The sequence below is a fragment of the Methylobacterium sp. CM6244 genome (assembly GCF_054817885.1).
On record NZ_CM139247.1, the window covers coordinates 3,442,065 to 3,467,297 of the forward strand.

The 25,233-nt window shown below is 67.4% G+C and carries 20 protein-coding genes; 9 read left to right on the forward strand and 11 right to left on the reverse strand.

The genetic code is table 11. From position 1 onward, the window contains the following. The first annotated feature begins 17 nt into the window (after window positions 1–17). The gene (locus tag ACYQML_RS16125) at window positions 18–392 is read left to right on the forward strand and encodes a hypothetical protein (protein ID WP_461233385.1); all 375 of its coding nucleotides are present in this window, start codon (window positions 18–20) and stop codon (window positions 390–392) included. Between the two features lie 99 nt (window positions 393–491). Here the strand turns inward: ACYQML_RS16125 and ACYQML_RS16130 are convergent, their stop codons facing one another. The 5 genes from ACYQML_RS16130 to ACYQML_RS16150 all read right to left on the reverse strand — a co-directional run bounded on the left by ACYQML_RS16130 (window position 492) and on the right by ACYQML_RS16150 (window position 10,756). Continuing rightward, window positions 492–2,168, reverse strand: coding sequence for a methyl-accepting chemotaxis protein (locus ACYQML_RS16130; RefSeq protein ID WP_461227158.1), 1,677 nt, complete (start codon window positions 2,166–2,168; stop codon window positions 492–494). A gap of 386 nt (window positions 2,169–2,554) precedes the next feature. Next, complete coding sequence (locus tag ACYQML_RS16135) at window positions 2,555–3,562, reverse strand: inorganic phosphate transporter (protein ID WP_311274389.1); 1,008 nt, start codon at window positions 3,560–3,562, stop codon at window positions 2,555–2,557. Window positions 3,563–3,567: 5 nt separating this feature from the next. Then, a complete protein-coding gene (locus tag ACYQML_RS16140; RefSeq protein WP_207412466.1) occupies window positions 3,568–4,224 on the reverse strand; it encodes a DUF47 domain-containing protein in 657 nt (218 codons plus the stop codon). Between the two features lie 146 nt (window positions 4,225–4,370). Then, complete coding sequence (locus ACYQML_RS16145) at window positions 4,371–8,738, reverse strand: translocation/assembly module TamB domain-containing protein (RefSeq protein ID WP_461233386.1); 4,368 nt, start codon at window positions 8,736–8,738, stop codon at window positions 4,371–4,373. A gap of 104 nt (window positions 8,739–8,842) precedes the next feature. Beyond that, window positions 8,843–10,756, reverse strand: a complete 1,914-nt coding sequence (locus tag ACYQML_RS16150; RefSeq protein ID WP_461233387.1) for an autotransporter assembly complex protein TamA — start codon at window positions 10,754–10,756, stop codon at window positions 8,843–8,845. A 658-nt stretch (window positions 10,757–11,414) separates the two neighbouring features. Here ACYQML_RS16150 and ACYQML_RS16155 point away from each other — a divergent pair. Together ACYQML_RS16155 and ACYQML_RS16160 are read left to right on the forward strand one after the other, a co-directional pair. After that, the gene (locus ACYQML_RS16155) at window positions 11,415–11,624 is read left to right on the forward strand and encodes a cold-shock protein (protein ID WP_018043862.1); all 210 of its coding nucleotides are present in this window, start codon (window positions 11,415–11,417) and stop codon (window positions 11,622–11,624) included. Window positions 11,625–11,836: 212 nt separating this feature from the next. Further along, window positions 11,837–12,211 (forward strand): DUF6481 family protein, encoded by a 375-nt coding sequence (locus ACYQML_RS16160; protein WP_056433860.1) that lies wholly within the window; start codon window positions 11,837–11,839, stop codon window positions 12,209–12,211. Window positions 12,212–12,466: 255 nt separating this feature from the next. Here ACYQML_RS16160 and ACYQML_RS16165 read toward each other — a convergent pair whose 3' ends face one another. Together ACYQML_RS16165 and ACYQML_RS16170 are read right to left on the reverse strand one after the other, a co-directional pair. Next, on the reverse strand, window positions 12,467–12,706 hold the full coding sequence (locus ACYQML_RS16165) for a hypothetical protein (RefSeq protein ID WP_056433863.1): 240 nt from the start codon (window positions 12,704–12,706) through the stop codon (window positions 12,467–12,469). A gap of 153 nt (window positions 12,707–12,859) precedes the next feature. Beyond that, the gene (locus tag ACYQML_RS16170; RefSeq protein WP_461233388.1) at window positions 12,860–15,037 is read right to left on the reverse strand and encodes a TonB-dependent receptor; all 2,178 of its coding nucleotides are present in this window, start codon (window positions 15,035–15,037) and stop codon (window positions 12,860–12,862) included. A gap of 224 nt (window positions 15,038–15,261) precedes the next feature. Between ACYQML_RS16170 and ACYQML_RS16175 the strand changes: the two genes are divergently transcribed. The 6 genes from ACYQML_RS16175 (at window position 15,262) to ACYQML_RS16200 (ending at window position 20,159) form a co-directional block, all read left to right on the forward strand. Beyond that, window positions 15,262–15,990, forward strand: a complete 729-nt coding sequence (locus ACYQML_RS16175) for a DUF3750 domain-containing protein (protein ID WP_056434251.1) — start codon at window positions 15,262–15,264, stop codon at window positions 15,988–15,990. A 14-nt stretch (window positions 15,991–16,004) separates the two neighbouring features. Next, entirely contained in the window at window positions 16,005–16,514 is a 510-nt protein-coding gene (locus tag ACYQML_RS16180) for a GNAT family N-acetyltransferase (RefSeq protein WP_461233389.1), read from the forward strand. Between the two features lie 80 nt (window positions 16,515–16,594). Continuing rightward, on the forward strand, window positions 16,595–16,840 hold the full coding sequence (locus tag ACYQML_RS16185) for a ferredoxin (protein WP_200919226.1): 246 nt from the start codon (window positions 16,595–16,597) through the stop codon (window positions 16,838–16,840). 5 nt (window positions 16,841–16,845) lie between these two features. Next, window positions 16,846–18,147 carry an NAD(P)/FAD-dependent oxidoreductase gene (locus ACYQML_RS16190; protein ID WP_424753562.1) on the forward strand — a complete coding sequence of 434 codons (1,302 nt, stop codon included), beginning with the start codon at window positions 16,846–16,848 and terminating at the stop codon, window positions 18,145–18,147. Beyond that, on the forward strand, window positions 18,144–19,397 hold the full coding sequence (locus ACYQML_RS16195; RefSeq protein ID WP_461233390.1) for a cytochrome P450: 1,254 nt from the start codon (window positions 18,144–18,146) through the stop codon (window positions 19,395–19,397). The genes ACYQML_RS16190 and ACYQML_RS16195 overlap by 4 nt, the downstream gene beginning before the upstream one ends. A gap of 168 nt (window positions 19,398–19,565) precedes the next feature. Continuing rightward, window positions 19,566–20,159, forward strand: coding sequence for an AprI/Inh family metalloprotease inhibitor (locus tag ACYQML_RS16200; RefSeq protein ID WP_056433882.1), 594 nt, complete (start codon window positions 19,566–19,568; stop codon window positions 20,157–20,159). Between the two features lie 76 nt (window positions 20,160–20,235). Here the strand turns inward: ACYQML_RS16200 and ACYQML_RS16205 are convergent, their stop codons facing one another. The 4 genes from ACYQML_RS16205 to ACYQML_RS16220 form a co-directional block, all read right to left on the reverse strand. Next, window positions 20,236–21,990, reverse strand: a complete 1,755-nt coding sequence (locus ACYQML_RS16205) for an outer membrane beta-barrel protein (RefSeq protein ID WP_461233391.1) — start codon at window positions 21,988–21,990, stop codon at window positions 20,236–20,238. A gap of 341 nt (window positions 21,991–22,331) precedes the next feature. Beyond that, the gene (locus ACYQML_RS16210) at window positions 22,332–22,538 is read right to left on the reverse strand and encodes a hypothetical protein (RefSeq protein WP_056433887.1); all 207 of its coding nucleotides are present in this window, start codon (window positions 22,536–22,538) and stop codon (window positions 22,332–22,334) included. Between the two features lie 176 nt (window positions 22,539–22,714). After that, a complete protein-coding gene (locus ACYQML_RS16215; RefSeq protein ID WP_461233392.1) occupies window positions 22,715–23,716 on the reverse strand; it encodes an NAD-dependent epimerase/dehydratase family protein in 1,002 nt (333 codons plus the stop codon). A 70-nt stretch (window positions 23,717–23,786) separates the two neighbouring features. Continuing rightward, the gene (locus ACYQML_RS16220; RefSeq protein WP_461223743.1) at window positions 23,787–25,100 is read right to left on the reverse strand and encodes a glycosyltransferase; all 1,314 of its coding nucleotides are present in this window, start codon (window positions 25,098–25,100) and stop codon (window positions 23,787–23,789) included. Window positions 25,101–25,233 lie beyond the last annotated feature (133 nt).

Below are 25,233 nucleotides of genomic sequence, written 5' to 3' on the forward strand. Positions count from 1 at the left end.
ACCCCAGGAGACCGACCATGGATGCCAAACTCGCTGACATCGTCAGGGCGGCGGCGGCACAGGCCCGGCGCAAGGTCCGCGCCTTCGACGGATCGTCGTCGAAGGACGCGTTGCCCTTGGCGGTGATCGAGGCCTTCGATGCCGATGTGCGTGGACATGTGGAGCGCGACCGCCGGATCGAAGAGGAACGCGACCGGGTTCTCATCGCCGCCGTCAATTTCGCCGAGACACCGGACGAGGACGGCGAGGAGGCGGTCGGGGCCGCGCGGGATGCCCTTATCGTTGCGATCGACTACCTCGAACAGGCCGTCCTGCGCTTCGGAAGCGTCAACCGCCAGGGAGCCAAGCTCGGCTACGGCGAGACGGGACAGAGGGTGACCGACGGACGGTGAGGGTTTCGCCCACCGGGGGTGAACCCGGACGGTCGACATGAGAACGGGCCAGGCTCCCGCGAGCCCGACCCGTTTGTAGGTCCGCGCGGTGGAATCGGGTCAGGCGGCCCGCACCGTGGCAAGGAAGCGGTGCACTTCTCCGGTGAGATGTTCGGATTGCTGGGAGAGTTCGCCAGCGGCGCCGAGCACCTGGCTCGCGGCCGCTCCGGTCTCTTCGGCAGCACTGGCCACGCCGGCAATGTTGCTCGTCACCTCGTTGGTACCGGCCGAGGCCTGCGAGACGTTGCGCACGATCTCCTGCGTCGCCGCGCTCTGCTGCTCGACCGCCGCCGCGATGGCAGTCGCCACGGCATTGATGTCCCGGATCCGCATCGTGATCGAACCGATGGCCGAGACCGCCTGGCCGGTTGCGCCCTGGATGTGGCCGATCTGCTGGGAGATCTCCTCCGTGGCGCGGGCCGTCTGGTTGGCCAGTTCCTTCACCTCGGCGGCGACCACCGCGAAGCCCCGGCCCGCTTCACCGGCGCGCGCGGCTTCGATGGTGGCGTTGAGGGCGAGCAGGTTGGTCTGGCTGGCGATGGTCGAGATCAGGCTCACCACATCCCCGATCCGGCTCACGGCGCCGCTGAGTTCCTGCACGAGGCCGGCCGTGATGTCGGCCTCCGTGACGGCGGATTGTGCGAGAGTGGCGGAGCTCGAGACCTGTCGGCCGATTTCCTGCACGGACGTGCCGAGTTCCTCGGCGGCGGCAGCGACGGTGTTCACGTTGACGGCGGCCTCCTCGGCTGCGGCAGCCACGGTGGTGGATTGCGACGCGGTCTGTGTCGCCGTCACCGTCATGGCCTGCGCCGTGGCCTGAAGCTCGGTGGCCGAGGAGGAGACCATGCCGATGATGCCGCCGACAGCCGTCTCGAAATCCTCGGCCATCTTGCGCATTCCAGCACGGCGCTGCTCCTCGGCGGAAGCCCGAGCGAGGACCGTGTCCTCTTCGAGCTGACGCGTGCGGATCAGGTTGGTCCGGAACACTTCCACCGCCTGGGCCATCTCGCCGATCTCGTCGCGGCGGCCCATGGAGGGAACGGCGGTCGTCTCGTCACCGCCGGCGATGTGACGCATGGCCTGGGTCATGCGCTCGATCGGGCGGGCAACGCCGAGGAACGAGAAGATCATGGCCGAGACGGCCATCACGATGCAAACCGTGAGCATGATGATCGAGATCCGGATCGCTTCGGCCTGCTGGCTGCGCGCCGCCTCTCCGGCGGCGTTGGCCGCCGCCACATTGATCTCCACCAGACGGGTGGCCGCGTCGGCGACCGCCCGATAATTCGCGTGGTTGCCTTCGCGGAAGAAGCTCAGCGCCTGCTCTCTGTCGCTCTCGCGCATGGAACGAAGCTTTCCCCAATCGGCCTTCAGAATCTCCATCTTGGCGATCAGATCCTCATAGATCGCCTTTTCTTCCGCTTCGGTGATCAGGGACTTGTAGTCTTCGATGGACTTATTGCGCTCCAGCATCATTTCGTTCGCGAGCTTGAGATCGGCCTGCTCGATGGTGCTGTTGGGAGCGGTCAGGTAGCGCAGCTGGGACGTGCGGACCCGGAGCACCAGACGATTGATCTTGTCGGCCTGAGTCACCGACGGCACGGCATTGTCGACCAGAACAGCAATCTTCGTGCCGATGTCCTGAAGCTTGTATAGGGCCACCAAGCCCTGCGCTGCCGAAATCGAAACGACGATGCTGAACAAGCCGATCAGTACGGCCTTGATCGACAATCGCACGACTTATACTCCCCCAACGATACAATGATAATAACCGAATAAAGAGTCTTATTTAATATTTTATAACTACTTGTATGAATTATAGTTCATCGATATTTGATTTATATTCGCTCCGCCTGAACGATCGCGTATTCAAATTTACGTAAATAAAAACTCTGCCCGCCCCACCGATGACTTGAATAACGACAAAACATGTATTGTCACGTCCAACTCGCGAAACCCTTACCGCGAAACTTATTTCAGTATTCTCGAGCATCACAACTGACCACCAATATCGGCGCAGCAGCGGTAGTGTGAGGCGTGCCTGATTTCCCTCGACCACGAGTAGAAGGGTCTCGCGCGGAGGTTCGCGGCATCATGGCTCCAGGCGAGCCGGGCAAGATCGCTCAGCCGAGCCAGCCCGTCAGGACGTAGCAGCATGCGGCGATGAGGGCGGCGGCGGGCAGGGTCAGGACCCAGGCGACGACGATGTTCCCGGCAATGCCCCAACGGACCGCCGAGGTCCGGCGGGCCGCGCCCACGCCGACGATGGCGCCGGTGATGGTGTGCGTGGTCGAGACCGGGACACCGAGCCATGTCGCCAGGAACAGGGTGATTGCGCCACCCGTCTCGGCGCAGAAGCCCTGCATCGGGTTCAGGCGGGTGATCTTCGAACCCATCGTGTGGACGATGCGCCAGCCGCCGAAGAGGGTCCCGAGCGCCATCGCCGATTGGCAGGCCAGGACCACCCAGAGCGGAACGTGGAAGCTGCTCCCCAGATGCCCCTGCGAGTAGAGCAGCACCGCGATGATCCCCATGGTCTTCTGGGCATCGTTGCCGCCATGGCCGAGGGAATAGAGCGAGGCCGAGACGAATTGCAGGAGCCGGAAGCTCCGATCGACCCCGAAGGGCGTGGCGCGCCGGCAGGTCCAGGACACGATCAGCACGAGGAGGAGGGCGAGGAGGAATCCGACGAGCGGAGACAGCACGATGGCCGCGATCGTCTTCGACAGGCCGGACCAGACCACGACGTCGAACCCCGCCTTGGTGATGCCCGCCCCGACGAGGCCACCGACCAGGGCGTGCGATGAACTCGACGGGATGCCGAACACCCAGGTGGCGATGTTCCAGGCGATGGCGCCCACCAGCGCGCTCAGGATGACGCGCGGATCGACGATCCCGGCATCGACGATCCCGGTCCCCAGGGTCTGCGCCACATGAAGGCCGAAGAACAGGAACGCGATGAAGTTGAAGAACGCCGCCCAGAGCACCGCGTATTGCGGGCGCAGCACCCGCGTCGAGACGATGGTGGCGATGGAATTGGCCGCGTCGTGCAGGCCGTTGAGGAAGTCGAAGAACAGGGCGACGGCGATGAGGCCGGCCAGCGCCGGCAGCGCGAGGGAGGCGGCGTCCATGCCCGTCACACGTTCTCGATCACGATGCCGCTGATCTCGTTGGCGACGTCCTCGAACCGGTCGACCACATCCTCCAGGTGCCCGTAGATCTCGGCGCCGATGATGTAGGCCATGGTGTCGCCGTCGCCGCCATCCTTGCGATGGGCCCGGTAGAGGGCCTTGAGGCCACGCTCCTGCAACTCGTCCGAGCGGCCCTCGACCCGGGTGATGCGCTCCGTGAGGGTGTTGATGCGTCCCGCATGGGTGCCGACGGCGTTGAGCAGGGGGATCGTCTCGGCCGTGAGACGCGCCGCCTCGAGCACGGTGTCGCCCATCTCGCGCATCAGAGGCTCGAAGGAGCGGATCTCGTAGAGGGCGATGGTCTTCACGGTCTTGTTCATCTGGTCGATGGCGTCGTCCATCGACTGGATCAGGTCCTTGATGTCGCCGCGGTCGAACGGGGTAATGAAGCTGCGCCGGACCGCGAGCAGAACCTCGGCGGTGATCGCGTCCGCCTCGTGCTCGCGATCAACGATCACCTGGCAATAGCCCGGCACGCCGTCGCCGCCCTTCAGGACACCCTGGAGCGCCTCCGCTCCCGCGACGAGGGTCTGAGAATGGCGCTCGAACAGGTCGAAGAAGCGATCCTCCCGCGGCATCAAGGCCCGAAACCAGCCCATCATTCGGCGTGCCCCTTCCCGATGTGGCGGGCACTCTCCGCTCGGCGCCGCAGGCTATGTCAGCCGTCAGGTGACCGTGGCCCTGAGAGTCCTGCCGGCCGATAACGTCTTCGAGGCCGCTCCGGTGCCGGTCATTCGCTCCGACCCCATCAATATTCCCATTCGGCGCCCACCCCCACGGCGGTGCGACCGTCGCTGCCGGCCTCGCCCTGGATCTTGATGCGACGGGTCACGTCGTAATCCACGGTGGCAGCGGTATCCTGGGGCTTGGCGCCCGCCTTGACGCCGACACTGAGACGGTCGCTGAGATAGCGCGAGGCACCCAGGGCCGGACCGCCGCTGGCTCCGGTGGAAACGTCCAGGCTGTCGAGGCCGAGGCCTTTGCGGGCCTGTTCGAACACGTCCGGGCCGCCGGCCCCGCCCGAGAGCTGCGACACGGCCTGAGCGAGCTGCAACGCCTGGAAGGGCGAAAGTCCCCCGGCCGCCTTCTTGAAGAGCAGCCGCGACAGCACCTCGTCCTGCGGCAGGGACGGGTCGGAGGTGAGGACGAAGTCGGGCTGGTTGGCGGGGCCGGTCACGGCGACGCGGGCGGTGACCTCGGCGGCCTTGGTCTCGGCCTGGAAGTCGAGATCGGGGATCGCGAGTTCGCCGTTGAAGGCCAGGCGGCCGCGGGTGAAGTCGAGGCGCTGGCCGATGATGCTGAGGCGCCCGCGGCGCATGGCGAAATCACCCACCGCCACGGGGTCGCGCGAGGTGCCGGTGAGGCGCAGGTCACCGCCGAGTTCCGCGTCGATTCCGCGCCCACGTACGAAGATGCGGTTCGGCGCATGGACGGCCACGTCCAGCGTGGCGTCGAAGGGCGGGGGCGCCTTCCTGCGCTTGCCCAATGCGGCGACCTTCGCCTTGCGGTCGGCCTTCGCATCGAGGCGCACCCGTACGTCGGCGGGCGTATTGACCCGGCGCACGCCGGGCAGGGGCTGCACGGTCGCGGGCAGCCGATCGGGGACCGTCACATCGACGGAGACGAGGTCGACCCGTCCCGACACTTTCGGCGTCCGCGCCAAAGGACCGCTCAGGGCGAGGTTGAGGCTCGCGGTGGCGGTGACGATGGGGCTGGAGACGAGCTCGGCCCGCTCGGCGGTGATCTTGAACGCGCCGGGGAACCCGCCATTCGGGTCCAGGGCCACGCGCCCGCTGGCCTGAAGGCCGCCGCCGTTCCGGGTCTGCGCTGTCAGGCGCTCCACCACGAGGGTATCGCCTCGCCCGGTGACGCGGCCCTCGATCTGCTTGAGGGCGATGCCCTGGAGCGGATCGGTGAAGCTGCCGCCGGAGAGGGTGGCGGCACCCTCGGCACGAGGCGCGTCGAGCGTGCCCGAGACGCCCCCGTCGAGGGCGATCCGGCCGGCGACCCGCTGACCGCCGACGCTGAGCAGGCTGTTGGCCATGGCCGCGTCGAGGGTGCCGCGCAGTTTCAGCGCGATGGGTCCGCCCGCCGAGACGGGCAGGAAGCCGGCAAGGGTCAGCTCGGCGCCGCGACCGGCCGAGACCCGGCCCTCGATCCCGGCGCGGCCGTCGCCCAGTGTGCCACTCGCCTTGGCGTCGATGGGCGGCAGGCCGGCCTTGCGTGTCTCCGGGGTCACCAGCTTCGCCACCGACAGGGCATAGCGCCCCTCTGGCCGTGCGCTGGTACCGCGGATATCGGCGTCCCCGTCGAGGGTGCCGGTGAGGGCGAGGCTCGGCGAGGCAATGCGGGCAAGAGCCAACGGCAGCGCCCGGATGCCGAGTTTCAGGTCGAGATTCGATCCGGCGCGGCCGGCGAGGCTGACCCGCCCGGTACCGGCGGCGATGACGAGACCGTCGATGACGGCCGAGCCCCGGTCGAGGGTGATCGTGGCGGGACCAGCCAGCGCCAGACGGTCCTTGCCGCGTGACGCGGAGAAGCGCGACAGCTCGATCCGCGTGGCCTCGGCCGGAACCAGCCGGGCAGCCCCGTCGAGATCGAAACCTCGCGCCTTGGCGGTGAGGGTGATGTCGCTGGCATTGGGCGACCCCACGGCCAGGAGGCGCACGGTGTCGATGGACTCGCCGGCGGCGATGACCCGGTCGGCATTGATTCGCCCGTCCACGACGGGATGGGCGAGGAGATCGCGGCCGGTGAGGTCGGCGTCGAGCTGCGCGAGGCCGATCTCACCCGAGCGCAGGGAGGCGCCCTTGGCCTTCACCGACGCGTCCTGGCGTCCCCCATCGCGCGAGAGGGCGACGGTCGCGTCGAGGCTTCCGGCCAGCGGCGTGAGGGCGAGCGGCGACAGATCGTCGAGATTGGCGGCCGAGAGCGTGACGCTGCCCTGCGTGAGGAGGGTGGCCGCATCGACGGCCGCCTTGCCGGCGAGGGTGGCCGAGCCGAGATTCACCGCGAGCCGGTCGAGGGACCAATCTGCGCCCGAGCGGGCGAGATGCACGTCCCCGCGCAGGGTCTTGCCGCCGATCTCGCCGCCCAGCGCCACCGTTCCATCGAGCGCCCCGGTGAGGTCCTTGAGCGCCGCGGCTACGCGCACGTCCCGGATCGGGCGGCCGAGCGCCCGTCCGTCGGCAGCGGTGAGGGTGGCGGTGAGGTCCGGCTTTTCCAGGGTTCCGGAGAGCCGCCCGTCGAGGAGGGCGCGGCCGGCAAGGCGCGGATCGACGGCCGAGAGGGTCTTCACGTCCACGAGGAGCTTGGCGTCGGCGAGGCGTGCCGTGGCCTTGCCCTCCAGCCGGGCCACCATCTCGGCTCCGTCGAGCTTCACACCATCGAAGCTGTAGCCGTCGAAGACCTGCGAGAGCCTGCCCGAGAAATGCGGCTCGCGGCCCAGGAGCCGGTCGAGGGCCGGCAGGCCGAGAACGAGCCCCTGTGTCGTCGCATCCACATCGGCGGTCACGGCCTTGCGGGCGGGGTCCCCGCTCAAGTTCGCCTTAACGGCGACGCTGCCGGCCAGGGTCCGGTCGGCGACATCGGAGAAGGCCGAAAGATCGGCGAGACCCGCCTTCAGCGTGCCCGTGAGCGTGTTCTGGCCGACCCGGCCGGCATAGGAGAGCGTGGCGGTGGGCGCGTCGAGATCGAACGCCGCCACATCGACCACGCCATCGGGCTGGAGCGTGCCACGGAAGGTGAAGGCACCGCGCGATCCGACCGCCCGGCGCAGGGCCGGGTCGGCGAGCTTCAACCCCTCCACATTGGCATCCGCACGGAGCGCGAAGCGGGTGGCGCTGGGATCGCCGCCCGTGGGCTCCATGGCGAGGCTGGCGGCGATCCGTTCGAGGACGTTGCCGTCCGCGCGCAGGCCCGCCGCCTTGAGGTCGCCGTTCACCCGTGGCCGTGCGATCGGCCCCTTCACGGTCCCATCGAAGTCGAGGGTGTCGAGCTCGGCATTGGCCGCCTTGGTGACGCTGCCCTCGGTGGGGACGGCGCGGGCGGAGATCGTGAAGTCGGCGACCCGCTCCGGCGTGAGGCCGCCCGACGCGTCGAGGCGGGCGGTGCGGGAGGCGAGCGCGAGACGGTCGATGCCGAACGCGCCGTTATCGGCAAAGCGCAGGGCGCCGTCGAGCTTGGTGGTGCCGGAGAAGATCGCAGCCGCCGGGCCGGGCAGCAGCCCCTCGATCCGCGAGGAGAGGTCGAGGGTGAGGGAGCGGTCGGCGCCGGCCCGGGCGATGCGGGCCGTGCCCTTGGCGCCGAGATCGGGGCCGGCATCGAAATCGAGCCGGGCGTTCCAGGCATCGAGGGTGCCGCGCCCGTCGAGATCGAGGTTGATCGGCGGCTCGCCGGGGAGATTGGCGAATTTGGAGAGGAGGCCACCGGCGGCCTCCACCAGGGTGGTCTTCACCTCGAGCTTCTCGCCCTTGGGCACGAAGAGCAGGCGGGCGACGAACTGCCCGGTGGCGTCGAGGCGGCGCACGGACAGGTCGAGGTCGAGCCCTTCGGACGGGGCGCCGAGCTTGGCCTTCCCCTCGGCGGACAGGCGCGCCGGCTGACCGGCGACGGTCTCGCCGAGGACGAGTTCGGCGAGCTTGAAGGCGGTGATCTCCACCTTCACGGGCAACTCGGGAAGCAGCGAGCCATCGGGCTCCGGAGTCGCCGAGACCGGGGCGGGGAGGGGACGGCGCAGCACTTCGAGGCGGCCGATCTCCAGGCTGTCCACCTGCAGCCGGCCGGAGAGGAGGGCGAGGCGGCTCCAGACAAGGCGCGCCTTGTCGAGCTTCAGCCAGGGACCGTTGCGATCGCTGATCACCACGTCGCGGATCGTGGCGTTCGACGAGAGCGCCCCGTCCACCGCGCCGATGGACACCTGGGAGCCCGGCGTGGACAAAGCCTTCGACAGGAGTCCGCCGAGTACGGTCTTCTCGCCGTCATCGGCGCGGGTGTAGGTCGCGGGAACGGCGATGCAGACGGTCAGAGAGACGATCGCTACGATGACGCGCGTTCTCCCTTCCCCCTTTGCGGGGGAGGGTGGCCCGCGAAGCGGGTCGGGAGAGGGGAGCGCCATGTCCGGAGAGGTCGGCCCCTCTCCCGCCTGCTCCGCAGGCACCCTCCCCCGCAGAGGGGGGAGGGTCGATGCGCACCGAACCATAACCCGTCCGAAAAATTCCATCAGAACGACTGCCCCAGGCTGATGTACAGGGCCACGGGACGTTCGCGGTTCCCCTTGATGCGGTCGAGGGGGAACGCCACGTCGACGCGGATCGGGCCGATGCCGGTATAATAGCGAAGACCGAGGCCCGCCGCGTAGCGGATGCGCTCTTCGAAATCGGGCAGGCTGCCCTCGAAGGCTGTGCCGGCGTCGAAGAACGGCACGATTCCGATTGTGTCGGTGATCTTGACCCGCGCCTCCACCGAAGCTTCGAGCAGGCTACGCCCGCCCACCGGCAGGTTGAACGGCCCGCGTGGGCCCAAGGTCCGATAGGGGAAGCCACGCACCGAGCCGCCACCGCCGGCGAAGAAGCGGATATTGGCCGGGATGTCCTCCAGGCTCGCGCCCGAGATGGAGCCGAATCCGACGCGGCCGGCGAGGATGTAGCGGGCCTCGTCGTCGAGGGCGTAATAAGTAGAGCCCTGCGCCTTGGCGACGAAGATCGACGGATCCGAGCCCAGGAACCCGGCATAGGGTGTCACCGAGGCGGTGGCACGGAACCCCTGCGTCGGATCGAGCAGATTGTCGGTGGAATCGTAGGCCACCGACAGCGGCACGCCGACGAGGCGGTAATCGACCTTGCCGAGCGCGTCCTGCGAGCGGCCCGCCTGACCGTCGACGCCGATCTGCGCGTAGAACGTGTCGGAGAACCGGTGCCGGATGCCGATCGTACCGCCGGCCGCGTCCGAGACGTAGGATTGCTGGGCCTCGCGGCCCGCGAAGACATTGGCCACGAGATCGTTGCGCGTGCCCCATAGAGCCGGCTTGACGAAGGTCGCGGAGATCCGGCCGCCCAGCCCGTTCGAATCGATCCCGGCGGCCTTGCGCTGCGCAGCGTAGAGGTCGTTGCCGAGATAGTAGATGTCGGCGTCGAGCCGCAGAGTCTCGCCGCCGCCGAACAGGTTGCGGTTGGCATAATAGGCACGGATGCCCGGGCCATCGACCGTGGAGAAGCGGGCCGCGACCCCGATCAGGTTACGGTCGCGCTCGGTCACGTCGACGAAGATCGGCAGGTTGCCCTGCGCGTCGAGCGCCTCGCCCTCGCGTACCCGGACGGAACCCAGGGCCTCCACCTTGGCGACGGACCGGCGAATGTCGGCCACGGCCTTGGGTGAATAGGGATCGCCCGGCTCGCTATAGATGAAGGAGCGCACCACCGCCGGGTCGATGCCGGTGGTACCGCGCACGGCGACCTGGCCCAGCCCCGCGATCGGCCCGGGATCGATGGTGAAGCGCACATCCATGACGTGGGCCTCGTCATCCACCACAGGATCGCGCGAAACCGCCTTGGCGAAGGGATGGCCCAGCGCCCGGAAGCGGTCGACGATCTTCGCCTCGCGGGCGAGAACGGTGGCGGAACGAGCGGGGACGTCGTCACCCACCCGGGTGAAACGCTCGGGCAGCACTTCGGACGGGAAATCGTTGCCGCGCGGATCGGAAGCCGTCACCGTGCGGAGCTTATAGAGCGGTCCGGCATCGACGACGATCTTCACGGGCACCAAGGCCCGGTTCCGGCCGCCCTCGGCGGCACGCGCCGCAGCCGCCACCGAGGCCTCGCCCGTCAGTTCGACGCCATCGATGCGGATGGCGACCTTGCCCTGGTAATAGCCGTAGCCGGAGAGCACGTCGGACAGGCGGCGAAGGTCCGCCTCCGCCCGCCGCACGATGCCCTCGCCGTCGGGCGGAGCGTCCTGGCGAAGGCGATAGAGCGTGGAGGTGTCCTGCAGAGCCTGCAGCACGTCGTCATCCTCGAGCCCCTGAAACTTCACCGAATAGGGCAGCGTGTCGCCGCTCGGTGCCGGCGGCTCTTCTTCGGAACCGAACATGCCGAACAGGTCGAAGGCGATGGCGGGGGAAGCGGCTAAGGTGCTCATCGACACGCCGCCGAGGACGGCCATGGCCACGCCCGCGCAGCCGTGTTTCAGGCCTCTGCCCTTTAGGTCACGCGTGTTCGACGTCACGAAACACGGCCCGCCCGTGATTCGGACCGGTCCGCTCTCGCCCCTTGCAACGGCATGCCCGCAAAGGTTCGTCTGTCAGCCGTCGATTCCGTCATCCCGCCCCCGCTTCGATGCCGGTCAACCTTCCGTGACGACCCCTCACCGGGTCGTTAAGGTCGTTCCTCGCCTCATGTCGCAGAGTGGCAAGCCTAGACCGCACCACCAACGAGGGCAATCTCGGCCGGTGCCGCAGCCCTTCGTTCAGTCGGCTCCGGGGAAGGATGGAAATCGCGCATCTCGACGGGAACCCGGAACGGCCGGGAGCCTTGTCTGAACATCGCAGGCACCCTAACTTTCACCTATCGGACCTTGTCTTCCACGATCCCCCGCCGGTTCAATCCGGGTCGCACGCCCAGCAGTCATTGCAGAACTGCCGCGGTCTGTCGCTTCGATCTCATCGCATCTCCGAAACCCTGCGCCCTGTCGGCCGCACGTCGTTTTCTGCGGCCCGAGAGGCCCCTCCCCACACAATTCGAGACGAGGGCGCGAAGACTGCAATCGCGTTCCTCCCGACGACGAGAAGGACATCACCATGAGCACGGGCACCGTGAAATGGTTCAACGAAACCAAGGGCTACGGCTTCATTCAGCCCGATGACGGCGGCAAGGACGTGTTCGTCCATATCTCGGCCGTGGAACGCGCGGGTATGCGCAATCTCATCGAGGGACAGAAGCTGTCCTACGAGATCGAGAACGACCGTCGCACCGGCAAGCAGTCCGCCGGCAACCTTCAGGCGGCCTGAACTGCTAAGGGCGAGGGCTGCTCAGTGAGGCCTTCGTTCAACACATGCGTAGGAAGCCGCCCTGTCATGGGCGGCTTCTGTTGATTCCGGCCGAATCGTGAGGCATTGGGCTTTTCGATTCGATCCCGTCTTCCGATGATTCACAGCAAGGCTCAGCGCCGCGCGCTTCCGCTCGCGGAACGGGCCGAGACGCACCACCCGAGAAAGGTCAGATGAGCGCCTTCGACTACAGGAATTTCGACGACCGCCGTAAGAACTCCGCCAGCGCCAAGCAGATGCTGCTGGAAAAATTCAAGGCCCGTCCTCCGGCGGATGACCCGGAAATGGTTGCCAAGGCCCAGGCCCGCGCCGCGGTTGCCCGCGCCCGGGACGAGAGGGCTCGCGAACGCGAAGCCGCCCGCATCGCGGCCGAAAAGAAGGCCGCTGAAGAGAAGCGCGCTCGCGAGGAGGCGGAGCTCGCCGCACAGATCGCCCGCGAAGAGGAAGAGACGCGTCTCGCCGCCGAACGCAAGGCGATCGAACTCGCCGAGAAGAAGGCCCAGCGCGATGCGCGCTACGCGGCTCGCAAGGCCAAGGCTCGCCGCTGACACCCACAGAGGAAGCCCTTCCCGGGGAAGGGTTAGCCTCGTCGCTCCGGGGGGCGCCGGACGCTGGATGAGACAAGGGCTCGGAACGTCGTACCGGATTTCGCATCCGCTGCGGCGCTCCGGGCCCTTCGCGTTTCTTCGCGGCACACGCGCCGAGAATGGAGCACGATGACAGGCATTGAACAGATGCTCGGAACGCGAGATTCGGCGCGCCGGTTCAATGCCGCATCAGGACTAGCGACAGGAGGCCGAAGTTTAAGCCTCGCCCTCAGCTTCGCCTTCGTCTTTCTCGGAGGTCGTCTCGACCTCGCCCTTCGGCTCGGTATCGGCCTCGGGGCGGGGGCCGGCCTTGAACGAGCGGCGCGGGGCGTTGCCGCGCTTCATCTGCGCCGGCTTCTCGATAGCGCCGAGACGCTCGGAGAGCTGCTTGGCCCGTTCGTTGAAATCGTTAGTGGTGCGCGACTGGGACGCACCACTTTTAAACGCATTCGCCACTTGGGCCTCATGGAGTTGCCCAGGGCACGGGTTCGTGCGGGGTTGCTCACCTTATAGCACGGTTTGTCACGCCGCGGGCAGCTAACTGTCCGACTTCGGTCTCATCGGTCCCGAAACGGGCCGGTGCGGCCCGTTTTGAGGAGGGCTCCGGCTTCAGAACCGGGCCGTCAGGAACAGCCGAACGTTGCGACCTGGCAGCAGGATCTCGTCCTTCTTGAACGAGGCGGAGTTGCGGATATCGTCGTCGAGGAGGTTGCGCCCCTGGAGCCCCACCGTGACCTCGGTGGCACCGTAGATCGCCGGGTCGAGGGACTGCGTGTAGGCCAGTTCGGCGCGCAGGTCGTTCCAGCCCCGGGTCAGCGTCTCGAACGGCGCGATCTCCGTATGGTCGAAGGCGTGAAGGAGGTTCACACGGCCGAACCAGCCATTCGCCCGTAGGAAGGCGCCACCACCCAGACGATGGGGAGGAATGCGCGGAACGTAGGAACCGTCGTCGAACTGCGCCCGTACGAAATCGTATTGCGCCTCGATCCCTGCCCAGCCGTCGCCAACGGGAACGATGTCAAGCTGCGCGCCGATCTCGGCCCCGTAGAAGGTCGTGTTGGCCTGGGAGTAGACGATCTGGCGCAATTCGTCGCCGCTGCCGCAAGAGGCGAAATCGTCATCGCAGCGGTTGCCCGTATCCCGGCGGTAGATGAAGCCGGTATAGCGCGTGACATATCCGGTCGCGTCGAGGCGCAGGGGACCTTCGGCCCGGCGCAGACTGAGCTCCATCGTGCGGGCGCGTTCCAGCTTCAGGGTCGGATCACCGATCTCGAAGGTCGCGGAGGCGTGGTGCGGTCCCTGCGAGAACAGCTCGTAGCTGGTGGGCGCGCGCTCGACATAGGAGCCGTTGATGCTCGCCACGAACCCGTAGGGGAGGTCCTGCAGAGCGCCGAAGCTCAGACTCTTGGGGGCGAAGCGGCGGGTCAGTGCGTAGCTCGACGGATCGATGCCGCCGGGCAGATAGTCGGCCGGGAACAGCGTGGCGATGCTGTTGAGCCGGTCGTTCCCGATCCGGCCGGCCGCCTGGAAGCGCAGGCCGCCCCCCACTGCGAGTTCCTCGAACAGATAAGCGGCCAGGGAGCGCGATTCCGTGGGCGGCAGGAAGCTCTCGAGCTGCGAATTGAGGACGCGCCGGCTAGTCTGCACGCCGACCGCGCCGGTCAGGGTGCCGAGCGCGGTGACGACCGGCACGTGCTGCGCCTCGAACCTGGCCTCGACCTCGCGGTTCTTGAAGATGGCCTGCACGCCCTCGGGGCCGGCCACCTCCTCATGGTCGTGCTCATGCTCATGGTCGTGATGCGCCAGACCGATCTCTTCGTGGCGGTAGACCGAGCCGCCGGCCCAGAACCGCAGAACCTCGAACGGCCCTTGGAGCGGTCGGTACTCGCCACGTGCGAGCACCCGGCCCTGCTTCGGGTTCAGACTTGAGCGGGTCTCTTCCGACTCGCCACCGGGGATCTGGTACATCGCCTCGTAATGGCTGAACGACACGCCGAGGAAGCCGCGATCGCCGATCGCCGAGATTCCGATGGAGCCGCCCTGCGTCTCGGTGGCCGAATTGCGCTGGATGCCGCCGGGAATCGCGTAGGAATCGGTTGCCGTCTTGAACCCGTCGGCATGGACCGCGATGCCGTTGGCCCCGGCATCGACGCTCGCCGCGCCGAGCCGACCGTTATCGACACTGGAATAGCCGGTGGTGACCTGGCCGGAGACACCCCGGGCCGGAATGAAGGTCGGCACTTGGTTATTCTCGGACGAGACCACGCCGCCGATAGCGCCCGAGCCGTAGCGCAGGGTCGCCGGGCCCCGGATCACCTCGATCCGATCGGCGGTGAGCGGGTTGACCGGCACCGCATGGTCCTCGCCGAGATCGGATACGCCGCCATTGACGATTCCGTTCTCCTGAATTCGCACCCGCGCATTGTCGAGGCCGCGAATGATCGGCCGCGAAGCCGCGCCCGGCGCATAGGTCGAGGACGAGATACCGGGGCGGTCGGATAGGGCGTCGCCGAGGGTGCGGGGCTGGTTGCGCTGAATCTCGGAGCGGGTCACCACCGTGACGGGGGAAAAGCTGTCGCCGACGACCGGCAGCACGCCGGTGGGAAACCCACCCACGGCGGAAGAGCCGGGGGCGGGAAGGATCGGGCTCGCGGAGGTCACGCTGAGTTCGGAGAGCGTCGCCTCGGCCTGCTGGGCCGCCACGGGAGCGACCATCGCGCCGGATGTCAGGCCCGCGCCGGATAGCATCGTCCCGGCCAGCCAGATCCTCGATCGTCTCGTCCGCATCACGCCCCTCAAGAATTATGTTATAATGTTTCATCCGCGAGAGCGTCTATTTCCGCAAGGGGGGAGGGCGCAGATGGACGGTTGGAGCCCCGCCTGTTGCCGAACTGCATCAACGGCATCAACGGCATGCGCCGCTGCGACGAAAGCGGCGCTTGCGGGAGGCTTGGCGCAGGCAAACATCCTTCCTCGTGATCTCCCTCTCCCTCCTTGGCACCACCGTCCGAATGCTCGGCCTCCTTCTGCTCGGTCTGTTCCTTCTGCCGCTCGGCACCCATGCGCTGTGGTGGACGGCGCGGGGCGGCGGCGCAGCGGATTGGGCAGTGGCCGACTGGTCGAGCGCCGGGCTGTTGCGCCCGCCCAAAGCGACCGATCCGGCCCTCGTCAGGGTCTATGCGGCGCGTGTCGGGCGCTGGCGCGGGATCTTTGCCCATCACAGCTGGATCGTGGTGAAACCGGCCGGTGCCGCCCGCTACACCCGCTACGACGTGGTCGGCTGGGGGATGCCGGTCCGCACGGATGGCTGGGCCGCAGACGGCCGCTGGTTCGGCAACGATCCGCAAACCATTCTCGCCCTCGACGGGGACGATGCCGCCCGCGCTATCCCGGCGATCCGCGCGGCCGTGGCCGACTACCCCTACCGGGCGCTCGGAACCTACCGGGCTTGGCCAGGCCCGAACTCGAACAGCTTCGCGGCGCATGTGCTGGCCCGCCTGCCGGAGCCGCAGGTCACTCTTCCGCCGACGGCGCTGGGGAAGGATTGGGCGCCTCCCGGACGCATCGTCGAGCGCACGCCGAGCGGCACCGGAATCAGGCTGACCGTCGGCGGCTATGCCGGTATCACTGTCGGCTGGGTCGAGGGGGTCGAGATCAACCTGCTCGGCCTCGTCGCAGGACTCGACCTGCGCCGCCCGGCGATCAAACTTCCCGGTTGGGGAAGAATCGGAGTGGCATGAGCCCGGATCGAACGATGACGTCCCTTCTTATTCGTGCCGCCGAACCCGACGATTCCGATGCGATCTGGTCCATCCTCGAGCCGGTGATCCGGGCGGGCGAGACCTATGCGCTTCCGCGTGACGGATCCCGCAAGGCCATGCTGGACTATTGGTTCGCCCCGGCAAACCAGGTCTTCATCGCCGTGGACGAGGGCAGGGTGCTCGGTACCTTCATGCTCAAGGCGAACCAGCAGGGTGGCGGGGCCCATGTGGCCAATGCCGGTTTCATGACGCATCCCGACGCGGTCGGCCGCGGCATCGCCCGCGCCATGGGACGACACGCCATCGACGATGCCGCCCGGCAGGGCTTCCTGGCAATGCAGTTCAACTTCGTCGTCGCCAGCAATACCCGCGCGGTAGCCCTGTGGAAGAGCCTCGGCTTCTCGGAACTTGCGCGCCTGCCCGACGCGTTCCGGCATCCGACCCTCGGATTGGTCGATGCCCTGGTGATGCACCGGAAGCTCGGGACCGACGTCGAATCGTGAAGCGCTCACGCGACCTTTGCGCTCGCGACGGAACCTCGGCTCGCCGGAAACCTTGTCGGGTGATTCCTGCAGCGAGCCTCATGCCAGATTCTTCCTTGCCACCCGACGCGACGCCACCCTTGCGCGTCACCGTCGATCTCAACCGTTGCCAAGCCTATGCTCAGTGCTGCTACGCGGCGCCGGGACATTTCGTGCTGCATGGGCGAGAGGCTTTGTTCTACGACCCCGCTCCCTCTTCCTCCGCCCGTCTCGCCATCGAGCGCGCTCGGGTGTCCTGCCCGGTCCAGGCGATCCGCGTCGAGGATCCGGAGCGACAGGGCCGATGAGAAGCATGGACGCCGAAAGGAAGAACACCGGGGGACATACGGTGGTGGTCGGCGCGTCCCTGGCGGGCCTGCGCGGGGCCGAGGCCCTGCGCCGCGCGGGCTTTGCCGGCCGCCTCACCCTTGTCGGCGATGAGCCACATCGCCCCTACGACCGGCCGCCGCTCTCCAAATCCGCTCTTACGGGCGAGGTGGCGCCCGAAGCGACGGTCCTGCCGAACCTCCACGCCCTCGCTGCCGATTGGCGGCTCGGCGTCGCCGCCACCGGTCTCGACAGGCAGGCGCGCGAGGTCCGCCTCGCCGACGGTACGACCTTGTCGTATGACCGGCTTCTCATCGCCACGGGTTCGCGCGCACGATCATGGCCGAACCCGACCGAGGCAGGCCTTGCCGGGGTCCATACCCTGCGCGGGCGCGACGATGCCGCCGCCCTGCGTCAGGCGCTCGCCGCCGGCCCCAAGCGCGTCCTCATCATCGGCGCGGGTTTCATCGGCTGCGAGGTCGCGGCCTCCTGCCGGGCCCTCGACCGCGCCGTCACGCTGATCGATCCGGGGCCGGCGCCCCTCGCCCGGATCCTCGGGCAGCCGGTGGGCGAGATCGTCGCTGCCCTGCACCGAGCTCTCGGCGTCGACCTGCGCAGCCGGACCAAGGTCGCGCGGCTCGAAGGCAATGAGGCAGGCCGGGTGGTCCGCGCCATTCTCGAGGACGGCAATGTGGTCGAAACCGACCTCGTGGTGGTGGCGTTGGGCGCGGTGCGCAACACCGAATGGCTGAGCGGATCGGGGCTCGATGCCGGGCCGGGCGGCGTCGTCTGCAACGAGGCCGGCCACGCCCTCGACACCGAGGGGCGTCCTGACAGGGCCATCGCCGCGGCCGGCGACGTGGCGCGGTTCCCCCATCCGCTCTTTGACGGACGTCCCGTCGCCCTCGAACATTGGGGACACGCCGTGGCGCAGGGTGAGCACGCCGGGCGCCTTCTCGCAGGCGAAGCCAATGAAACGGACTATGCCGAGATGCCCGCCTTCTGGTCGTCCCAGGGCGGGATCACGATCAAGTCGGTCGGCCTCACCGAAGGGGCGGATTCCATGGTCTTCGCGCAGGGGAGCCCGAAGGAGGGCCGCTTCGTCGTCGTCTACGGCGCGAAAGGCCGCTGCATCGCAGCCGTGTCGTTCGATTCCGCCCGGTGGCTTCCCGCCTATGCCGAGCAGATCGCCGCCCGCGCACCATTCCCTCCGATCTGCGGTGGAACCGACGAACACAATCTGACGGTGCTGTCGCCGGGCTTTCCCGAGAAACGGACATCGCCATGAAGACCGGACAGCTGTTCGAGGCGGTCAAGGACGAGGCGAACCGGGCCGATCCCTATCCGCTCTATGCCCGACTGCGCGAGACGCCCGTCTCGCGCCAGGACGACGGCATCTATGTGGTCTCGACCCATACGGCAATCACGAGTCTCCTGCACGATCCGCGGATCAGTTCGGAGACCCTGCCGCCGAGCGAGCGCCCCCGGACCGGTAATCCGTTCTCGGACTGGATCGTCAACCCGGTCAAGGACCACCTCACCAACACCCATCGCCCCTTCATCTTCCGCGATCCGCCGGACCACGACAGGCTGCGGATGGCCGTGATGGGGCAATTCACCCATCAGCGCGTTCATGCCATGCGCGGGCGCTCGCATGACCTCGTGGCCGACCTCCTGGACAAGCAGAGCGATGCGACGAGCTTCGACCTCGTCTGCGACCTCGCCTATCCGCTTCCCGTCACGGTCATCTGCGAGATGCTCGGCGTGCCGCCGGAGGACGAGCCGCAATTCCACGGCTGGGCGACGCAGCTCGCCTCGGCCCTCGAACCGGACAACCTCGGCAACGAAGAGGCACGAGCGAAGAACATCACCACCTTCGACGAGATCTCCACCTACATGCGTGGCCTCATCAAGGAAAAGCGCCGACATCCGCAAGACGACATGCTGTCGGGCCTGAGTGCCGGTTCCGGGCCAGGCGGCGAACCGGGGATGGGCGAAGTCGACCTAATCGCCAGCGCCATCCTGCTGCTGGTGGCCGGGCACGAAACCACTGTGAACCTCATCGCCAACAGCACGCTGGCTCTGGTGCGCCACCCCGATATCCTCGCGCGGCTCGCCGGCGAGCCGGACCTCGCCCCGCGTCTCATCGAAGAGATGCTGCGCTACGACCCACCGGTGCATTTTCGGACAAGGCGGGCATTGAGCGCCATCGACATCGCCGGCATCACCATCCCGGAGGGTGCCGACATTGTCCTCCTCTTCGCCTCCGGAAATCGCGACCCGGCGGTGTTCTGCGATCCGGACCGGTTCGATCCGGATCGCCCCGATATCCGTCATTTCGGCTTCGGCGGCGGACTCCATTATTGCGCGGGCGCCCCGCTGGCCCGGTTCGAGGCCGAGGCGGCCCTGGTGGCGCTGGCGCAACGCCTCGTCCATCCGCGTCTGATCGATGATCCGCCTCCCTATCGCTCGGGCGCTGCCTTGCGCGGCCCCATGCATCTTCGGCTTGCCATCGATGGAGTGGCACCTCGGCGCTGAGGCCGCGAGCATGCGCGGGGGCGATTGAGGCCTTGCCGCCACACCGTGTCCGAAAAGCCAGAGCGATGCGCCTTTCCCCTCTCGGTCGTCCCGCATTGCCTTGCCGTCAGCGCAATTGGCGGTGACGCAGCGGTCTATTGCCGATGTCCCCGCCGGGAAGAGAGATCGATGCCGCGTCAGTTCCTGTCGACCGTTGCCCTCGTCGCCCTTGCCGCAGGCCTCGGCGCCTGCAGCTCGTCGCGCCTCGATGGGCCGAGCCGCGGCAGCCGTGCCGGTCTCGGTGCCCAGGCCGCTCTCGAGCCGGCCGCACCGGCCATGCCCGCCGGTCCGGTGACCTCTTCCCCCCTTGCTCCTCCACCAGGCGCCAGCGCCGCCCCTGTCGACGCCCCGCCTCCGGTCGGCACGGACGTGGCCGTCGCGCCTGCCCCGGTCGTTGCCGAGCCGGTCTACGTGCCACCGCCGGCTCCGCCGGTCGTGTCGAGCGGTCGCTCCTCGGTGGTGGGAAGCTGGAACGCCAGGGACGCCACGGGCTCGACTTGCAAGGTCTCCCTGTCGAGCGCCCCCGCCCTCGACCTCTACAAGGCGAATGCGTCCGGTTGCGCCAACAAGGATCTGGCGAAGGTCACCGCCTGGGATTACCGCGACGGCGAGGTCTATCTCTACCAGCCAGGCGGCACCGTGACGGCCCGCCTGCGCCAGGGCGGCGGGGCGCTGGACGGTGCGCTTTCCAAGTCCGGCGCGTCGCTGGCATTGGCGCGGTAGGGCCTTATCCGGCACTCGACAGAGGCCACCTAAAGCCCTGCGGATGCACAGGTTTCGGGAGGCGGCCCGAGCCCCCTCAAGGCGTGACCCGTAGCCCCAGCAGCCAAGTATTGGCACTGAAGCTCGACCCAGCGGAACTGCTGTCGATCTGCTGGTAGATGTAGCTGCCGCGCAGGGAGAGCCAGCGGTTGAAGCGGTAGTCGAGCCGTGCGGTGGCTGAGAAACCACGCTCGGTGATGTTGACCCGGTCGTAGTCGCTGGCGAGGTAACCGCCGCCCAGCGTGATCGACAGGTTGCGCAGGAGGTCGTGCTGCACCTCCAGCGTCACCGCCTTGGTCAGCACGCCGCTCGATCCCGGGACGGCGGTTTCGATGATGCCGGTGGCCGCGTTGAGCCGCACCGTGGTGAGCGGGCTCGCCGTCCAGATCAGGGCCGCATTGATGATCGGCGCGGTGAGGTCCTTCAGGCCCGGATCGACATAGGTCCGATGCTGGAGACCCGCCGAGACCTCGCCGTTGATGAAACGGGTGAGCGCCACGCGCGCGCCGCCCGTGACCGTGATGCCATCGGAATTCCGGCGGATCCCGTTGGAATCCGTGCGCAGGTCATAGACGCGGGTATCGGCCAGGACATCGACGAAGGGCGAGATGACGGGCGAGATCTCGTAGGAGGCGCGCAGCCTCAGCCCGTACTGGTTCAGGTTGCGGTCGCTCTGGTTCAGGATCGCCCCGTTGGAGAGCGTCGCGCTCTCGAACTCCGACCGGTCGATGAGGCCCCGCAGGGAGACCTGGAGACGGTTGAACGTCTCGGTGACACCGATCGTCGTGCCGTAACTCGCCACGATCGGGCGGTTCGAGAGCGTGGCATTGATGTCGGGCGAGCCCGGCCGCTGCGTGTCGACGAGGAAGCGGGTCTCCACATCGACGGTGGTGCTGCGGTTGGCGTCGAGGCGCAGGCGAACGGTACCCGCGCCGTTGGGCCGGCTGGCGGCCTGGTTGTCAGGGAAGTCGAGATAGCCGCCGCGGAGTTCGCCCGCGAGTTCGTGCGAGGACCAGTCGCTGCGGAAGGCGAGTTCGCCCTCGGTGCGCAGGGCGAGCGACCCCTTGGCGCGGTTGGGCGTGACCTGGTCCGGATTGGTGTCGTAGCCCACGCTCTGCTGGAACACCGGCAGGAAGGTGAAGGTCCCGAGCTTGATGCCGAGGGGGGCATAGGCCTCGTCCACCACCAGCGGCCTGCGCAGGGCCGAGCCGAGGAAAGCACCCGGCGTGCTGATCCCGGCGAGCGGTAGCAGGGTCAGGGACGGCGCCAGGGGCGGGGCGGGTGACGGGGTCGGCAGCGGCGCGCCGACGACGGCGTTGCGGATCACCGGGGTCAGGCGCAGGTCCGGCGACGGTGTCCGCACGATGGAACGGACCGGCCGCGTCGTCGCCACGCCGAAACGACGAGGTGGGATCGCGCGCAGGCGCAAGAGATCGGTGGGATTGCGGTTGTTGCCGGCGCTCGAAGCCACAGGCGGAACGGGCGAAGGGGAGCGCCGCCGGGCAGCGGTGCCGGCCGAACCATCGTCCGTCTGCGAAGAAGCGCCGTCGCTTGGGGAGGCGGCACCCGTCAATGCATCGCCGGACGCGCCGCTCCCACGCAGGGTCGGACCACCCGTGGTACCGGCACCCGTGGCGGAGGAGGGATTCGTGCTGCCGAAAGTCGGGGTAGCAAGCTGTGTCGCCGGGCGCGACTGGGCCTGCGCCTGCACCCCCGGCAAGGCGACGGCGGCCGTCAGGATCAGGCTACGAAGCCCCGTCCTGTGCCATCCTGCGGTCGGCCCTGCACGCATCCCGGACGACTGTCTCTCCGCGGCCCTGGCGTCGAACGTCTCGCGCGACAAGACCACTGCCCGGGATGTTTCTCGGACGTCCCTTCGCGCATCCCGGACCGGCGCGATGGACGCGGCGGCCAAAGATCGTCCCAGAGGATCGCCCACGTCCAAGACGCACGGCCCTTACATCGGGACGGCTCCTCGCCGACCCCAACGTGGTAAAAGAACAGGGTTAGCGTTGTCTTAAGGACGGGGCGCCGAAGGGGCTAAAGTCGTTCACGCCCGTGATCGGCTCACGGCGCGAACGCTCCCGGCCATGAGGGCGAAAAGACCGACGATCCAGGGCGCTGCGCCCTGCTTCACCAGGTTACGGACGAGCCAGGCGCGGCGCGCTCCATGGCGTTCAGGACGTCGACCAGTGCGTCGGCCGCAGCGAAGGCAAGCCCGACCTGCCGGACACCATTCACCAATGCCGGGCGGCCGGTCTTGGTGTCGAACACTGTCCAAAGGTCGAGGCTCCGATCATCTGATCGGAGGTCGTAGGTGATACGGCAATCGATGAACATCTCTGTTCCATAGGAATCCCGGGTTAGGTCGAGCCCGTTGGTCCTGGGAACACTAGCATCCCGCCCATTGCTGCCATCCCCCATTTGGGGGATGAGGGACCTCCCGCTAGCAGCCGGATCCCCGACAGGACGCTGTCCATCTGCAATGCCGTCGCCGCGGGGGTGTCTGGTTCGTATCAGCCGAGCCGGTGATAGGCCTTGAACCAGCGCACGAAGGCCGGGATGCCGATTTCGATCGGCGTCGTCGGGACATAGCCGAGGTCACGGGAGATGGCGCTGAGATCGGCATAGGTCTCCCTCACGTCGCCGGACTGCATCGGCTCGGACCGACGGATCGCCGGACGCCCGCAAGCTTCCTCCAGCACGTCGATCATGCGCAGAAGCGGCACCGACGTGTTGTTGCCGATGTTGTAGAGCCGGTGCGGCGCATGACTGCCGCCCGCCTTCTCCGCGCCGTCATCGGGCGGCGGATTGTCGAGGCAGGCGAGGATGCCGGCGACGATGTCATCGATATAGGTGAAATCCCGCCGCATCGCACCGTCGTTGAACACACGGATCGGCTCGCCCGCGAAGATGGCTTTGGCGAACAGCCACAAGGCCATGTCGGGCCGTCCCCACGGCCCGTAGACGGTGAAGAAGCGCAGGCCCGTCTGGGGCAGACGATAAAGATGGGCGTAGGTCTCGCTCATCAACTCGTCCGCTTTCTTGGTGGCGGCATAGAGCGAGACCGGATGGTCGACACGGTCCTCGACCCGGAAGGGCAGGGAGGTATTGCCGCCATAGACCGAGGAGGACGAGGCATAGGCGAGATGCGCCACACCCCGGTGGCGCGCGAATTCCAGAATGTTGAGGTGACCGACCACGTTGGCCTGAACGTAGGCGCGCGGGTTCTCGATGGAGTAGCGCACCCCGGCCTGCGCCCCGAGATGGACGATCCTGTCGATCCCATGCCCGTCCAGCCCCCTGTCCAGGGCCTCGTGATCCGAGAAGTCGAGGGGAAGGAAGTGGAACGAGTCGCCCCGGCGCGTCGCGATATCGGCGATCCGGTCACGCTTGAGTGCGACCGAATAATAATCATTGAGATTGTCGATTCCGATGACCGTCTCGCCACGCGCGAGCAAGTGATCGGCCACATGGTAACCGATGAAGCCCGCCGCTCCGGTCACGAGAATCGCCATTTCGGGTCGAGGCCTCATCGTGGTCCGAACCGCCTGCCGACGAGGCCGGCGGCGGTCCGGAAAGGGTCGTTCAGAGTCGCTCGTAGAGTTCCTTGAGGCGGCCGCGATAGATCTCGGGGCTATACTTCGCCGCCTGAACCTTGCCCATCTCGGAGAGGCGCCCGCGCAGATCCGCATCCGAATCCACGGCGCGGATCGCGTCGGCGATGTCGCGTGCATCGTAGGGGTTGATCAGCAGCGCGGCATCGCCGGCGACCTCCGGCGTCGAGCCCTCCTTGGAGGTGATGACCGGAGTGCCGAGCAGCATGCTCTCCAACACCGGCAGGCCGAAGCCTTCGTAGAGGGAGGGGAACACCACGCCTTTGGCGCCGCGGATGAGACTGACGAGAAGGGAGAACGGCGCGTAGTCGAACCGCCGGATGCGGTCGCGCTGGTAGGTCATGTTGTCGATCTGTTCGAGATACGAGTTCGTCGTCGGATTGATGAACTTGAACTCGACATCCGATTTCCAGGCCGCGCCGCCGACGATGACGAGAGGTGCCGAGACCTGGCTGGCGAGATAGGCTTCGACGAGGCGGCCGACATTCTTCTTGGGCTCGATGGCGCCAAAGAACAGGAAATAGCCCTTATAGGGCAAGCCGAACGCGCCCTCGATCTCGCGGCGGACCACGTCTTCGGGCTTCTCGGCGAACTTCTTCGGGATTTCCACCGACTGGTAGGTGTTGGTGATCCGGTGCTCGGGGCAGCCGAGCAGGTTGATGATGTCGCGGCGCGAGGTCTCGGACACGGTGACGATGTGATCGGCATCCTTCACGATACGCCGCATCAGGCGTAGGTAGCGCCGCTTGATGTCGCCGGTGGTGAAGGGCAGACGCAGGGGCACGAGGTCGTGCAGGGTGTAGATGTTTTTGGCGCCCGGAATCCGGATCGGCAGAGGATAGGTCCAGTGCATGATGTCGGGCGTACGCAGGCCGCTGACGCGCAGGGTGCGGTTGTAGGTCTTGAAATAGGCGAGCGCGACGTCAAACAGGTTCACGCTGTTCCAGATCTGGTCGAAATACGGCATCCGCGCTTCGAATGTCTTGCTGATGACGGTGCCGGTGATCGGCACTTTCACCGCACGCCGCCCCAGGGGCGAGGTGAGCTGGTCGCGAAGATAGCGCAGGATCACCAGCCATTGCGGCGGGACGCCCACCGCCGGATCGAAGAAGGAGATCTCGCGCAGGAGTGGATCGATGCCCGGCGATGCGCGGGTCCCGTAGAGGACGTCGGTCCGGTAGCCGAGCTCGTGCAACTCGTAGCTCAGGTTGCGGGCGTAGGTGGCGACACCGGTCCCTTTCTCCAGGCCGAGATTGTACCCATCCAGCATCACACTTTTAGGCATTCCAGACTTCCTTGGATGGTTCTGCGATGGGTCGTTGGCGACTAGGATAGAAGACTCGGACCAAATGAAAGATTTGGATCAAGTGCCGTCTTCGCGTCGGCGGCCCGGGTCCATGACGGAAGCATTCCGTTCC

Excerpts from the sequence above, each read along its gene's own strand:
- ACYQML_RS16125 (WP_461233385.1), top strand. The coding sequence starts at position 18 with ATGGATGCCAAACTCGCTGACATCGTCAGGGCGGCGGCGGCACAGGCC.
- ACYQML_RS16135 (WP_311274389.1), bottom strand. The coding sequence starts at position 3,562 with ATGGACGCCGCCTCCCTCGCGCTGCCGGCGCTGGCCGGCCTCATCGCC.
- ACYQML_RS16140 (WP_207412466.1), bottom strand. The coding sequence starts at position 4,224 with ATGATGGGCTGGTTTCGGGCCTTGATGCCGCGGGAGGATCGCTTCTTC.
- ACYQML_RS16145 (WP_461233386.1), bottom strand. The coding sequence starts at position 8,738 with ATGGCGCTCCCCTCTCCCGACCCGCTTCGCGGGCCACCCTCCCCCGCA.
- ACYQML_RS16150 (WP_461233387.1), bottom strand. The coding sequence starts at position 10,756 with ATGAGCACCTTAGCCGCTTCCCCCGCCATCGCCTTCGACCTGTTCGGC.
- ACYQML_RS16155 (WP_018043862.1), top strand. The coding sequence starts at position 11,415 with ATGAGCACGGGCACCGTGAAATGGTTCAACGAAACCAAGGGCTACGGC.
- ACYQML_RS16160 (WP_056433860.1), top strand. The coding sequence starts at position 11,837 with ATGAGCGCCTTCGACTACAGGAATTTCGACGACCGCCGTAAGAACTCC.
- ACYQML_RS16170 (WP_461233388.1), bottom strand. The coding sequence starts at position 15,037 with ATGCGGACGAGACGATCGAGGATCTGGCTGGCCGGGACGATGCTATCC.
- ACYQML_RS16175 (WP_056434251.1), top strand. The coding sequence starts at position 15,262 with ATGCTCGGCCTCCTTCTGCTCGGTCTGTTCCTTCTGCCGCTCGGCACC.
- ACYQML_RS16180 (WP_461233389.1), top strand. The coding sequence starts at position 16,005 with ATGACGTCCCTTCTTATTCGTGCCGCCGAACCCGACGATTCCGATGCG.
- ACYQML_RS16185 (WP_200919226.1), top strand. The coding sequence starts at position 16,595 with ATGCCAGATTCTTCCTTGCCACCCGACGCGACGCCACCCTTGCGCGTC.
- ACYQML_RS16190 (WP_424753562.1), top strand. The coding sequence starts at position 16,846 with ATGGACGCCGAAAGGAAGAACACCGGGGGACATACGGTGGTGGTCGGC.
- ACYQML_RS16195 (WP_461233390.1), top strand. The coding sequence starts at position 18,144 with ATGAAGACCGGACAGCTGTTCGAGGCGGTCAAGGACGAGGCGAACCGG.
- ACYQML_RS16200 (WP_056433882.1), top strand. The coding sequence starts at position 19,566 with ATGCCGCGTCAGTTCCTGTCGACCGTTGCCCTCGTCGCCCTTGCCGCA.
- ACYQML_RS16205 (WP_461233391.1), bottom strand. The coding sequence starts at position 21,990 with ATGCGTGCAGGGCCGACCGCAGGATGGCACAGGACGGGGCTTCGTAGC.
- ACYQML_RS16210 (WP_056433887.1), bottom strand. The coding sequence starts at position 22,538 with ATGTTCATCGATTGCCGTATCACCTACGACCTCCGATCAGATGATCGG.
- ACYQML_RS16215 (WP_461233392.1), bottom strand. The coding sequence starts at position 23,716 with ATGGCGATTCTCGTGACCGGAGCGGCGGGCTTCATCGGTTACCATGTG.
- ACYQML_RS16220 (WP_461223743.1), bottom strand. The coding sequence starts at position 25,100 with ATGCCTAAAAGTGTGATGCTGGATGGGTACAATCTCGGCCTGGAGAAA.